General features: G+C 72.9%; 10 protein-coding genes and 1 pseudogene. All 11 read left to right on the top strand.

Annotation, left to right across the window (positions count from 1 at the left end; genetic code table 11):
• A partial coding sequence (locus tag OJ997_RS34955) for a cobalamin biosynthesis protein (protein ID WP_270030075.1) occupies positions 1-350 on the top strand: 350 nt, incomplete at its 5' end.
• The gene (locus OJ997_RS34960; protein WP_270030076.1) at positions 347-1,804 is read left to right on the top strand and encodes a cobyric acid synthase; all 1,458 of its coding nucleotides are present in this window, start codon (positions 347-349) and stop codon (positions 1,802-1,804) included. The genes OJ997_RS34955 and OJ997_RS34960, both read left to right, overlap by 4 nt.
• Positions 1,789-5,316, top strand: a complete 3,528-nt coding sequence (locus OJ997_RS34965) for a cobaltochelatase subunit CobN (RefSeq protein ID WP_270030077.1) — start codon at positions 1,789-1,791, stop codon at positions 5,314-5,316. Before OJ997_RS34960 ends, OJ997_RS34965 begins: the two co-directional genes overlap by 16 nt.
• Positions 5,313-7,076: a VWA domain-containing protein gene (locus OJ997_RS34970; RefSeq protein WP_270030078.1), complete on the top strand. Its 1,764-nt coding sequence runs from the start codon at positions 5,313-5,315 to the stop codon at positions 7,074-7,076. The genes OJ997_RS34965 and OJ997_RS34970 overlap by 4 nt, the downstream gene beginning before the upstream one ends.
• The gene (cobO, locus tag OJ997_RS34975; protein WP_270030079.1) at positions 7,073-7,663 is read left to right on the top strand and encodes a cob(I)yrinic acid a,c-diamide adenosyltransferase; all 591 of its coding nucleotides are present in this window, start codon (positions 7,073-7,075) and stop codon (positions 7,661-7,663) included. Before OJ997_RS34970 ends, cobO begins: the two co-directional genes overlap by 4 nt.
• Positions 7,660-8,943, top strand: coding sequence for a cobyrinic acid a,c-diamide synthase CobB (locus OJ997_RS34980; RefSeq protein ID WP_270030080.1), 1,284 nt, complete (start codon positions 7,660-7,662; stop codon positions 8,941-8,943). The genes cobO and OJ997_RS34980 overlap by 4 nt, the downstream gene beginning before the upstream one ends.
• Complete coding sequence (cobI, locus tag OJ997_RS34985) at positions 8,934-9,602, top strand: precorrin-2 C(20)-methyltransferase (RefSeq protein WP_270030081.1); 669 nt, start codon at positions 8,934-8,936, stop codon at positions 9,600-9,602. The genes OJ997_RS34980 and cobI overlap by 10 nt, the downstream gene beginning before the upstream one ends.
• Positions 9,599-10,330, top strand: a complete 732-nt coding sequence (locus OJ997_RS34990; RefSeq protein ID WP_270030082.1) for an energy-coupling factor transporter transmembrane component T family protein — start codon at positions 9,599-9,601, stop codon at positions 10,328-10,330. Before cobI ends, OJ997_RS34990 begins: the two co-directional genes overlap by 4 nt.
• A 29-nt stretch (positions 10,331-10,359) precedes the next feature.
• Positions 10,360-11,061 (top strand): annotated as a pseudogene (locus tag OJ997_RS38205) (sirohydrochlorin chelatase); the annotation flags it as partial.
• A gap of 228 nt (positions 11,062-11,289) precedes the next feature.
• Positions 11,290-12,009 (top strand): energy-coupling factor ABC transporter ATP-binding protein, encoded by a 720-nt coding sequence (locus OJ997_RS38210; RefSeq protein ID WP_372517970.1) that lies wholly within the window; start codon positions 11,290-11,292, stop codon positions 12,007-12,009.
• The coding region (locus OJ997_RS35000; protein ID WP_270030084.1) for a precorrin-3B C(17)-methyltransferase at positions 12,006-12,795 on the top strand (790 nt) is incomplete at its 3' end. The genes OJ997_RS38210 and OJ997_RS35000, both read left to right, overlap by 4 nt.

The following is a 12,795-nucleotide window of genomic DNA, read 5'->3' on the forward strand; positions in this document are numbered from 1 at the left end:
CGACGCGCGACGACGCCGTCGCACTTGCCGCGGACGCGCCGCGCCGCGATGCGCCGGCCCGCACCACGCCGTCGCGCGGCACCTCGCCGGCTCGCGCCGCCCTGCGCGCCTGGCGCGAGGACGCGTCCGCGCATCCCTCTCCCAACGCGGGCGTGATCGAGGCCACGTTCGCCGGCGCGCTCGGGCTCAAGCTCGGCGGGACGCTGGCGTACGAGGGGCGTGTGGAGCACCGGCCAGAGCTGGGAACGGGGCGCGAGCCCGGGCCGGCCGACGTCACGCGCGCCATCCGGCTCGCGCGCAACGTCGCGCTCGCCACGGCCGCGCTCGCGATCCTCTGGAGCCGGCGATGAAGGGCGCGATCCTCGTCACCGGGACGGCATCGGATGCCGGCAAGAGCGTCGTGGTCGGCGCGATGTGCCGCTGGCTCAAGCGCCAAGGCGTGTCCGTGGCGCCGTTCAAGGCGCAGAACATGTCGCTGAACTCGACGGTCACGCCGGGCGGCGCGGAGATCGGCCGGGCGCAGGCGATGCAGGCTGCGGCGTGCGGGATCGAGCCCGAGGCGGCGATGAACCCGGTGCTGATCAAGCCGTCCGGGAACCGCAAGTCGCAGGTCCTGGTCATGGGCAAGCCGTACGCCAACGCGACCGCGCGCTCGTACCAGGAGCTCAAGCACGAGCTCAAACAACCCGTCGTGGACGCCCTCACCGACCTGCGCTCCCGCTTCGACGTCGTCGTGTGCGAGGGCGCGGGCAGCCCCGCCGAGATCAACCTGCGCCAGGGGGACCTCGCGAACATGGGCCTCGCCCGCGCGGCGAACCTCCCCGTCCTGGTCATCGGGGACATCGACCGCGGCGGCGTCTTCCCGTCCCTCTACGGCACGCTCGCGCTGCTGGAACCCGAGGACCAGGCGCTGATCGCCGGCTTCCTGATCAACAAGTTCCGCGGCGACCCGAGCATCCTCGACCCCGGTCTGGAGATGCTCAAGGGCCTGACCGGACGGGACACGTTCGGCGTCCTGCCGTGGCTCGACGGCCCGTTCATCGACGCCGAGGACTCGCTGGCGCTCCGAGAGACGCCGCGCGACGGCGGCACGCTCGACGTCGCCGTCATCCGGCTCCGCTGGCTGAGCAACTTCACCGACGTCGACGCGCTCGCCGCCGAGCCGGGCGTCTCGGTGCGGTACACGCGCTCGCCCGCGGACGTCGAGCGCGCGGACCTCGTCGTCCTGCCCGGCACGAAGGCCACCGTCGAGGACCTCAAGCGCCTGCGCGAAGACGGCCTGGACCAAGCGCTCAAACGCCGGAAGGGCCCGATCCTCGGCATCTGCGGCGGCTACCAGATGCTGGGTCACGCGATCGAGGACGGCGTCGAGTCCGAAGACAGCGCGACCGGCCTGGGCCTGCTCGACGTCAACACGACCTTCCACCCCGAGAAGCTCCTGCGGCAGGTGACCGGGACCGTCTTCGGCGCGCCCGCCGCCGGCTACGAGATCCGCCACGGCCGCGTCGACCGCGACGAGCCGCTCATCCAGCAGGGCGACGTGCTCGGCACCGCCTGGCACGGCCTGCTCGAGGGCGACGCGGTCCGGCGCGCCATCCTCCGATGGGTCGCGGAGCGCACGCACCGCGACTGGACCCCGGGCACGCGCGCGTTCGCGGACGTGCGCGAGGCCCACCTCGACCGACTCGCGGACTGGTTCGGCGCCCACGTCGACGCCCCCGCACTCATCAACCTGATCGAAACCGGCGCCCCGGAAGGGCTCCCGACCATCCCGCCAGGAGGCACCGCGTGCTCCGTCTTTTGACCACGGCCGACACCGAGATCCTCGCCGCCGCGCACGCGCTGCGCCGGCTCGGCGACGACTTCCCCGAGGTCCGCTGTGCGAACCCGAGCACGCTGGAGGACATCCCGACTTTCGTCGACGGTGCCGCGGTCGTGGTGGTGCGCCTCCTCGGCGGTCGCCGCGCCTGGCCGGAGGGCGTGAACGAGCTCCGCAGCCTCGCCGACCGCCACGGCTTCGCCCTGATCCTCCTCGGCGGCGAGGCCGACCCCGACGCCGAGCTCGCGGAGCTGAGCACGGCGCCCGGCGGCGCCGTCGGCCAGGCCTTCGAGTACCTGCGCCACGGCGGCGTCGAGAACACGCGCGAGCTCCTCAGCTTCCTGAGTGACACCTTCGCGCTGACGGGCTACGGCTTCGAGGACCCGCAGCCGCTCGAGGACGTCGGCTTCTACCCGGCCAAGCCCGAGCCCGACGGCCGGCCGCGCGTCGGCGTCGTCTTCTACCGCTCCCACTTCGCCACCGGCAACACGGCCTTCATCGACGCGCTGAGCAACGCCATCGAGGAGGCCGGCGGCCAGCCCGTCCCCGTCTGGGCCTACTCCCTGCGCGGCGACTCCCCCGCCCTCAAGCTCCTCGACGGCCAGATCGACGCGCTGATCACGACGGTGCTGGCGAGCGGCGGCTCCCACGCCGGCGACGAGTGGCACGCGGAGGCGCTCGAGGCGCTCGACGTGCCGGTCATCCAGGCGCTGTGCGCGACGACGTCCCGGCAGCGCTGGGAGGAGTCCGACGGCGGCCTGACCCCGCTGGACGCCGCGATGCAGGTCGCGATCCCCGAGTTCGACGGCCGCATCATCGGCGTCCCGATCTCCTTCAAGGAGCCGATCCCCGACACGCCGTTCGAGGCCCTGCACTACGCGCCCGACCTCGAGCGCTGCGGCCGTCTCGCGCGCCTCGCCGTCAACCACGCGCGCCTACGGACGCTCGACCGCAGCGAGCAGCGCACCGCGATCGTCCTGTCGTCCTTCCCGACCAAGCACGCCCGGATCGGCAACGCGGTCGGCCTGGACACGCCCGCCAGCGCGATGATGCTGCTGGACGCGCTGAAGGAAGCGGGTCACCGCGTCGAGCACGACTACGAGGACGGCGACGCCCTCATCCACGCCCTGATCGCGACCGGCGGCCACGACCAGGACTTCCTCTCCGACCACCAGCTCGCGCAGGCGACGACACGGCTCTCCTTCGCCGACTACACCGAGTGGTTCAACACGCTCCCGAGCGAGCTCACGCAGCCGATCCTGGACACCTGGGGTCCGCCGCCCGGCGAGCACTACACCGACGGCGAGGACTTCGTGATCGCGGTCCTGGAGCTCGGCAACGTGCTGCTCGCGATCCAGCCGCCGCGCGGCTACGGCGAGAACCCGGTCGCGATCTACCACGACCCCGGCCTCGCGCCCGCCCACCACTACCTGGCGACCTACCGCTGGCTCTCCCAGCGCGTCGACGCGATCGTCCACCTCGGCAAGCACGGCACGCTCGAGTGGCTGCCGGGCAAGGCGCTGGGTCTGAGCAACGCCTGCGCGCCCGACGCCTGCCTCGCGGACATCCCGCTCTTCTACCCGTTCGTGGTCAACGACCCCGGCGAGGGCATGCAGGCCAAGCGCCGCGCCCACGCCGTCGTGATCGACCACCTCGTGCCGCCGATGATGCGCGCCGAGACCTACGACGAGCTGGCCAAGCTCGAGCAGCTGCTCGACGACTACGCGCGCGCCGAGGCGCTGGACCCCGCCAAGCTCCCCACGCTCGCGAACCGCATCTGGACGCTGCTGCACGAGGCCGAGCTGCACCGTGACCTGGAGATCCACGAGACCGAGCAGCCCGAGCTCGAGGACTTCGGCGACCTGATCGAGCACGTCGACGGCTACCTGTGCGAGATCAAGGACCTGCAGGTGCGCGACGGCCTGCACATCCTCGGCCAGGTGCCGCAGGGCGAGCAGCTGCGCGGGCTGCTCAACGCGATCCTGCGCCTGCAGGGCTTCCCCGAGGCCGAGCCGGACTACGACCGCCAGCTCGAGATCCTCGGCGCCTTCCTGGCCGACGGCACCAAGACGGGCGATCCGGCGATCGACAAGGTGCTGCAGCTGGCGGAGGAGGAAGTGCTGCCGAAGCTGCTCGCGACCGCCGACGAGATCCCCGCCCTGGTCGGCGGCCTGCACGGCCACCACGTGCTCGCAGGCCCGTCCGGCTCCCCCACGCGCGGGCGGTTGGACGTCCTGCCCACGGGCCGCAACATGTACAGCGTCGACCCGCGCGCGCTGCCGTCCGACCTCGCCTATGAGACGGGCACGAAGCTGGCCGACGCGCTGCTCGCCTCTCACGACGAGCTGCCCGAGACGGTCGGGATCGTCGTCTGGGGCACGGCCGCGATGCGCACCGCCGGCGACGACGCGGGCGAGATCCTCGCGCTGCTCGGCGTGCGGCCGATCTGGCACCCCGAGACGCGCCGCATCAAGGGCCTCGACGTGATCCCGCTGGAGGAGCTCGGCCGGCCGCGCATCGACGTGACCGTGCGCATCTCCGGCTTCTTCCGCGACGCCTTCCCCCACCTCGTGGACGTGCTCGACGACGCCGTGACGCTCGTCGCGGGGCTGGACGAGCCGGAGGACATGAACTTCGTCCGCAAGCACGTGCTCGCCGACGTCGAGGAGCTCGCGGGCGACTGGAAGGCCGCGACCGCGCGCATCTTCGGCGGCCGTCCGGGCACGTACGGCACGGGCATCCTGCAGCTGGTCGACGTCAAGAACTGGCGCGACGACGCCGACCTCGCCGAGGTCTACGAGGCCTGGGGCGGACACGCGTACGGCCGTGGGCGCGGCGGCAAGGAGGCACGCAGCGCGATGCGCCGCCAGTTCGCGCGGATCGACGTCGCGGTCAAGAACATCGACACCCGCGAGCACGACATCCTCGACAGCTCGGACTACTTCGCCGAGCACGGCGGCATGATCGCCTACGTGCGCCACCTGGCCGGCGCCGACCCGCGCGCGGTGATCGGCGACTCGTCCGATCCGAGCAAGCCCGCGTCCCGCTCGCTCGCGGAGGAGGCGCGCCGCGTGTTCCGCTCGCGTGTGGCGAACCCCCGCTGGATCGGCTCGATGATGCGCCACGGCTACAAGGGCGCGTTCGAGCTGTCCGCCACCGTGGATTACCTGTTCGGGTACGACGCCACCACCGGCGTCGTCGAGGACTGGATGTACGAGCAGGTGACGGAGAAGTACGTGGGCGCGGAAGAGGTCCGGGACTTCCTGACGCGCTCGAACCCGTGGGCGCTGCGCGCGATCGCCGAGCGCCTGCTCGAGGCCGCCGACCGCGGCCTGTGGGCGGCGCCGTCGGCCGAAGCGCTCGACACGCTCCGCGAGGCCTACCTCGACGTCGAGGGCGACCTGGAGGAAGCCGGCGACGCTCGCCTTACGGCTCGCGTCGCTTCGAGTGCTCGCCCGGAGGGCTCGCACTCGCCCGCCCAGGAGGGCCCGGCGTGAGCACGGTCTTCCCGTTCAGCGCGCTGGTCGGCCAAGAGGACCTGCGCGAGGCCTTGCTGGTGTGCGCGGTCGACCCCGCGATCTCCGGCGTGCTCGTGCGCGGCGAGCGCGGCACGGCCAAGACGACCGCCGTGCGCGGCCTCGCGCCGTTGCTGGACGGAGCGCTCGTGGAGCTGCCGATCGGCGCGACCGCCGACCGCGTGCTTGGCACGCTGGACCTCGACCGCGCGCTCGGCGAGGGCAAGGCGACGTTCCAGCCGGGTCTGCTCGCCAACGCGCACGAGGGCCTGCTGTACGTGGACGAGGTCAACCTGCTGCCCGACCACCTCGTGGACGTCCTGCTCGACGCGGCCGCGCTGGGCCGCGTGCACGTCGAGCGCGACGCCATCTCGACCTCGTACGACGCCCGTTTCCTGCTCGTCGGCACGATGAACCCCGAGGAGGGCGACCTGCGCCCGCAGCTGCTGGACCGCTTCGGCCTCTCGGTCGAGGTCGTGGGCAGCGGCGATCCTGAGGTGCGCGTCGAGATCGTGCGTCGCCGCCTGGCCTTCGACCGTGATCCGGCGGCTTTCACGGCGCGCTTCGCGGATGAGGAGCGCGCGCTGGAGACGCGGATCGCGGCCGCGCGGGAGCGACTGAGCGCCGTCCGGCTGCCGGACCGCATCCTGCTCCTGATCGCCGGGACCTGCGCCCGCCTCGGCGTGGACGGCCACCGCGCCGACATCGTCACCGCCCGCACGGCTACCGCCCTCGCGGCGCTGGACGGCGACGACGAAGTCACGAGCGACCACGTCAAGCGCGCCGCGAAGCTCGCGCTCGCGCACCGCCGCCGCCGCGGCCCGCTCCAGCAGCCGGGCCTTGACGACTCCGAGCTGGATCAGGCCATGAACGAGTCCGCCCCGGACGACGAGCCCGACCCCACCCCTCCGTCGAGTGATGGTGGTGGTGAGGACGTGCCGCCTCCTTCTGGCAACGGTGCACCTCCTCAGGAGGATCGTCCGTGGCGGGAAGGCGCCCCGTCGCGCGAGCGCATGGATGCCCCGGACACGCCGGGCAAGGCCCCGCTGCTCACCCTCGCCGGCAAGGGCAAGGGCGCCGCGGGTCGGCGCAGCCGCACGACCACCGGCGAGCCCGTGGACAGCCGCCCCGCGGAGGGCACCGTGACCGACCTCGCGCTCGCCGCGACGCTGCGGGCCGCCGCCATCCACGGCGGCAAGATCGGGCCGCACGACCTGCGCGAGCACGTCCGCAGCGGCCGCGAGGGCAACCTGATCGTGTTCTGCGTCGACGCGTCCGGGTCGATGGGCGCGCGCAAGCGCATGTCCCAGGTCAAGGCGGCGATCCTCGGGCTGCTCACCGACGCGTACCAGCGCCGGGACAAGGTCGCGCTCGTCAGTTTCAGCGGCGACGACGCCGTCGTGCACCTGTCACCCACGAGCAGCGTCGAGCGGGCCGCGGAAGCCCTGAGAACCCTCCCGACCGGGGGCCGCACGCCGCTCGCACGCGGGCTCGAGGAGGCCGAGCTGATCATCCGCACCGAGCAACGCCGCGACCCGAGCCGCCGCGCGCTCGCCGTCATCGTCACGGACGGCCGCGCGCACGACCGCGAGGCGGCGCTGCACGCCATCCAGAGCCTGGCCCACGTCGCGGCGGGCGTCGTCGTGCTCGACGGCGAGCAGGGTCCCGTCCGCCTCGGCCTCGCCGCGCAGCTCGCGCAGGCGGCCGGCGCGCAAATCCTTCCCTTGGAGCAAGCCGCATGAGCGAGATCGACGTCCCCCACACGCCCGACGACGCCGGCTCGGCCGAGCCCAAGCGCCGCAAGCCGCGCGACAAGCCGCTGCTGATCGTCATCACCGGTCACGGCAAGGGCAAGTCCACCTCGGCGTTCGGGATGCTGCTGCGCGCGTGGGCGCGCGGCCACCGCTGCGGCGTGTTCCAGTTCGTGAAGTCCGGCAAGTGGAAGGTCGGCGAGGCGAAGGCCGCGCAGGCGCTGGGCGGCATCGACTGGGAGAAGATGGGCGACGGTTGGACGTGGATCAGCCGCGACCTCGAGGAGTCCGCGGACAAGGCGCGCGAGGGCTGGGAAGAGGTCAAGCGGCGCATTCAGAGCGAGCGCTACGAGTTCCTGCTCCTCGACGAGCTGACGTACGCGATCAAGTACGGCTGGATCTCCGAGGAGGAGATCGTCAGCACGCTCAAGAACCGGCCGGGCTTCCAGCACATCGTCGTCACCGGCCGTGATGCGTCCCCGGGGCTGATCGAGGCCGCGGACCTGGTCACGGAAGTCGTCAAGATCAAGCACCCCATGGATCAGGGCATCAGAGCGCAGCAGGGAATCGAGTGGTGATCCCACGGATCGTCATCGCGGGCACCAGCAGTGGCGCCGGCAAGACGACGATCGCGACCGGGATCATGGCCGCGCTCTCGAACGTCGCCGCGTTCAAGGTCGGCCCCGACTTCATCGACCCCAGCTACCACGCGCTCGCGACCGGCCGGCCCGGCCGGAACCTCGACGCGTTCCTGAGCACGCCCGAGCTGATCGCGCCGCTCGTCCGCCACGGCTCCAAGGGTGCCGACATCGCGGTCATCGAAGGCGTGATGGGCCTCTATGACGGCGCGTCCGGGCGCGGCGAGCTGGCCTCCACCGCGCACGTCGCGAAGCTGCTGCAGGCGCCGGTCGTCCTCGTCGTCAACTGCGAGGCGATGGCGCGCAGCGTGGCCGCGATCGTCCACGGCTACCGGACGTTCGACCCCGGCGTGAACGTCGCGGGCGTGATCCTCAACCGCGTCGGCTCAACCTTCCACGCGGACATCCTGCGCGAGGCGCTGCCGGACATCCCCGTCCTCGGCGCGCTGCACCGCGACGCGAACCTCGAGGTGCCCGAGCGCCACCTCGGGCTCGTGCCGGTCGTCGAGCGCGAGCCCCGCGCGAAGGCCGTGATGGAGCACCTCGGCGCGGCGGTCAAGGAGCACTGCGACCTCGAGGCGATCGTCAAGCTCGCGCAGTCCGCGCCCGACCTGCCGGGAGAGGCCTGGGCGCCGAACACGCAGCCCGCGAAGGTGCGCGTCGCGATCGCGCGCGGCCCCGCGTTCTCCTTCCACTACCAGGAGAACCTCGAGCTGCTCGAAGGCGCCGGCGCCGAGCTGGCCGAGTTCGACCCGATGGCCGACGAGGCCCTCCCCGAAGACGCCGGCGCGCTCATCCTCGCCGGCGGCTTCCCCGAGGTGTTCGGGGCCGAGCTGTCGGAGAACGAGGCGCTCAAGCGAGAGATCGCGGCCTTCGACGGCCCCATCCTCGCCGAGTGCGGCGGCCTGCTGTACCTCGCCGAGACGTTGGACGAGCGCCCGATGTGCGGCGTCTTGCCCGTCACTGCCCAGATGGGTTCACGACTGACGCTGGGCTACCGCGAGGCGACGTCACTCAGCGACCACCCCGTGTGGCCGAAGGGCACGATCACGCGCGGCCACGAGTTCCACTACTCGACCGTGTCCGCGGCCGACAACGCCTGGGAGCACCACCGCGGGCGCGAGGGCCACGTGAGCGGGAACGTCCACGCGTCCTACCTGCACACGCACTGGGCCGCGACGCCCGAGGTCGCGGATCGGCTGGTGGCCGCATGCGCCTGATCGGCATCGGCGTGGGTCCCGGCGACCCCGAGCACCTCACCTTGAAGGCGCTGCGGACACTCAAGGAGGCCGACCAGGTCTTCGTCCCCTCCCTCGGTCGCGCCGCGGAGATCGTGTCCGCGCACGTGGAGTGCACGCCGCTGGACTTCGGCATGGGCGACGCCGCGAGCCGCGACGAGCACTGGGACCGGGGCGGCGCCGCCATCGCAGAGGTGGCGCGCACCGGCACCGCCGCCTTCGCCACGATCGGCGACCCGAACGTCTATTCCACCTTCACCTACATCGCCCACACCGTCCGCGCGCTGCTGCCCGACGTGACGATCGAGACCGTCCCCGGCATCACCGCCATGCAGGACCTCGCGGCGCGCTCGGGCACCGTGCTGGCCGAGGGCGAGGAAAGGCTCGCGCTCGTCCCCTACACGGCGGGCGACGAAAAGCTGCGCGAGGCCCTGCAGAGCTTCGACACGGTGATCGTCTACAAGGGCGGCCGCCACCTGCCGCAGGTGCTGGAGGCCGTGCGCGACGCCGACCGCGAGCCCGTGTACGGCGAGGAGCTCGGCCGCGCGAACCAGACGCTCACGGCGCCCGATGGCCGCGCGCCCTACTTCTCGACCGTGATCGCGCCGCCGCGGCGCGAAGGTCGTGGAGGCCGCCTGTGAGCCAGGCCCATCAGCAGGAGGTCGACGCGACCGTCGAGACGCCGCTGCACCGCGCCCCCGCGGAGTGCAAGGTGGCGGCGACGATCCTGTTCGTGGTCGCGGTCGCGCTCGTCCCGCGCGGTCACCTCGTGTGGCCGTACGTGGTCGACGCAGCGATCCTGCTCGTGGTGGCCGTGCTCGCCCAGACCTCGCCGCGCCTGCTGCTGTCGCGCCTGATCATCGAGATCCCGTTCGTGCTGTTCGTGCTGCTGCTGCCGTTCGTGGCCGAGGACGGCTGGTGGCTCGCGTTCGGGATCGTGGCGAAGGCGACGCTGGCCGTGCTCGCGACGGGTGTCCTCGCCTGGACGACGCCGCCCGCGGAGATCCTGCGCGGCGCCGAGCGGCTCGGGCTGCCGAAGCAGATCGTCGGGATCGCCGGCTTCGCGATCCGCTACCTGCAGGTGATCGTCGACGAGCTGGCGCGAATGAAGATCGCGCGTGAGCAGCGCGGGGACACGGCGCGCTGGCTGTGGCAGTCCCGCGCGGCGACGCGCGGGTTCGGCGCCCTGGCCGTCCGCACCTTCGAGCGCGGCGAGCGCGTGCACACGGCGATGCTCGCGCGCGGCTATGACGGGCGGATGCCCACGCTCCAGCTCGCCCCGGCGGCGTCGCCGGTCGCGTGGGTCGGCGCGGCGGCCGTCCCGGTGTGCGCCATCATCGTCCTCGTGCTGTCCCGAGGTTGGCTGTGAGCGTCGCGATCGCCACCGCGTCGCTGCTGGTGGTCGGCCACGGCACGCGCGACGCTGACGGGCTCGAGGAGTTCTGGACGCTCGCCGGGCACGTGCGCGAGGCGGCGGGCGAGCTGCCGGTCGGGTTCGGCTTCATCGAGCTGGCGGAGCCGCTCGTGGACACGGGCATCGACGAGCTCGTCGCGCGTGGGAGTCGCGAGGTGGTCTCCGTGCCGCTCGTGCTGCTCGCCGCCGGGCATCTGAAGAACGACGGACCGGCCGCGCTCACCCGCGCGCGCTCGCGGCATCCCGGCGTGCACTTCCACATGGGCCGCGACCTCGGCATCGAGCCCGTGATCCTCGACATCGCCGAGGACCGCGCGCGAGCGGCGCTGGGCGACACGGACGAAGAGACCGCAGTGGTGTTGGTGGGTCGCGGTTCGAGCGATCCTGACGCGACTTCGGACCTCTACAAGGTCGCGCGCCTGCTGTCGGACAACCGCGGGCTGGGCCTGGTCGAGCCCGCGTTCGCCGGCGTCGCCAAGCCGAACGTCGCCGAGGCCCTGGAGCGCTGCCGCCGGCTCGGCGCCACACGCATCGTCGTCGTCCCGTTCTTCCTGTTCACCGGCATCCTCGTGCCGCGCATCTACGCGCAGGCCGAGGAGTACGCCGCGCAGCACCCGGACCTGACGGTCGTGGCGGGCGCGCACATCGGCCCCGATCGGCGGCTCGCCCGGCTCGTGCTCGAGCGCTACCGCGAGGCGCTGCACGGCGACGTGCGCATGAACTGCGACCTGTGCACGTACCGCGTGCGGCTGCCCGGCTACGAGGACAAGGTCGGCACGCCGATCTCACTCACGCCGCACGGCGACGGTCCCGCGCGTGGTTCGCGCCGGTCACGCCGTGCCACGCGCGCGCCTTTGAAGCTGCCCGCGCTGCGGCCCGCGGCGCCGGTCGAGCCCGGTCCGACGGTGCTGGGCATGACCGACCTGCGCTACGCGTACCCGGACGGGACGGACGCGCTGGCCGGTATCAACCTCGACGTGCGCGCGGGCGAACGCGTCGCGATCCTCGGACCGAACGGCGCGGGCAAGACGACCCTCGGACTCGCGGCCTGCGGCGCGCTGGAGGACCTCAGCGGGACGATCTCGGTGGCGGGCGTCGAGCTGTCGGACAAGACCCGCCGCGAGGTCCGCCGCCGCGCCGGGATCGTCTTCCAAGACACCGACGACCAGCTGTTCATGCCGACCGTGGAGGAGGACGTCGCTTTCGGCCCGGCCAACCAGGGCTTGGAGGGCGAGGCGCTGCGGGAGCGGGTGGACGAGGCGCTGCAGGCCGTCCGCATCCACGAGCTGGCCACGCGCGCGCCGCACTCTTTGAGCGCGGGTGAGCGGCGCCGCGCGGCGATCGCAGGCGTCCTGGCCTGCAAGCCCGACCTGCTGATCCTCGACGAGCCAACCGCCGCCCTGGACCCCGCCGCCCGGCGCGAGCTGCTCGACGTCCTGCGCTCCCTGAAGCTCACGATCCTGCTCGTCACGCACGACCTCCCGTACGCGCTCGAGCTGTGCCCGCGCGCGGTCGTGCTGGACACGGGCCAGGTCGTCGCCGACGGCCCCACGCGCGAGGTGCTAGCCGACGAGGGCTTCATGCGCGCACACCGGCTCGAGCTGCCGGCCGGCTTCAACCCCCTCGTCGCGTGAGCCTCTTTATCGTCGGCCTCGGCCCGGGCGGCCCGGAGCACCGCACCGCGGCGGCGGAACGTGCCGTGCGCGAGGCCGACGTCGTCGTCGGCTACGGCCCGTACGTCGACCAGTGCGCCGATCTGCTGGATGCGCAGGAGGTCGTGCGCGGGCGCATGGGCGAAGAGCTCGAGCGCGCGCGGGAGGCGGTCGAGCGGGCGCGATCCGCGCGGGTCGCGCTGGTGTCGAGCGGCGACGCCGGCGTGCACGGCATGGCCGCGCGCACCCTCGCGATGGCCGAGGGCATCGAGGTGACCGTGGTGCCGGGCGTGACCGCGGCTTTGGCGACCGCCGCCCGACTGGGCGCGCCGCTCGCCGACGACTGGGCGACGCTCTCGCTGTCCGACCTGCACCTGCCGCTCGAGACGGTCGAACGCCGCCTGACGGGCCTGGCCATGTCCGGCATCGCGCTCGCGCTCTACAACCCGCGCTCCAAGACCCGCACGGAGCCGTTCGACCGCGCCCTGGCGATCCTCCGCGAGCACCGCGCCGCGGACACGCCGGTGGTGGTCGCGACCGACGTCGCCCGCGAGGGCGAGACGCTCGAGCACACGACCCTGGCGACGCTCGACCCAACGACGGTCACGATGCGCTCGCTCGTGCTGGTGGCCGGCGAGACCGCGCACTGGTCCGGCGAGTGGCTCGTCGCGCTGCGCGACCTCGCGCCGGACGCGCGCCGCGCCGCGTCTTTGCCGGCGGTCGCCGCCGCCACGCCAGCCGCCACGCCGCCCGCCGCCACGCCAGCCG

The organism is Solirubrobacter phytolaccae (assembly GCF_027587195.1).
Taxonomy (GTDB): domain Bacteria; phylum Actinomycetota; class Thermoleophilia; order Solirubrobacterales; family Solirubrobacteraceae; genus Solirubrobacter; species Solirubrobacter phytolaccae.

Bases quoted from the DNA above. Each gene is read 5' to 3' on its own strand.
- OJ997_RS34960 (WP_270030076.1), top strand. From the start codon at position 347: ATGAAGGGCGCGATCCTCGTCACCGGGACGGCATCGGATGCCGGCAAG.
- cobI (WP_270030081.1), top strand. From the start codon at position 8,934: ATGCGCCTGATCGGCATCGGCGTGGGTCCCGGCGACCCCGAGCACCTC.
- OJ997_RS38210 (WP_372517970.1), top strand. From the start codon at position 11,290: ATGACCGACCTGCGCTACGCGTACCCGGACGGGACGGACGCGCTGGCC.
- cobO (WP_270030079.1), top strand. From the start codon at position 7,073: ATGAGCGAGATCGACGTCCCCCACACGCCCGACGACGCCGGCTCGGCC.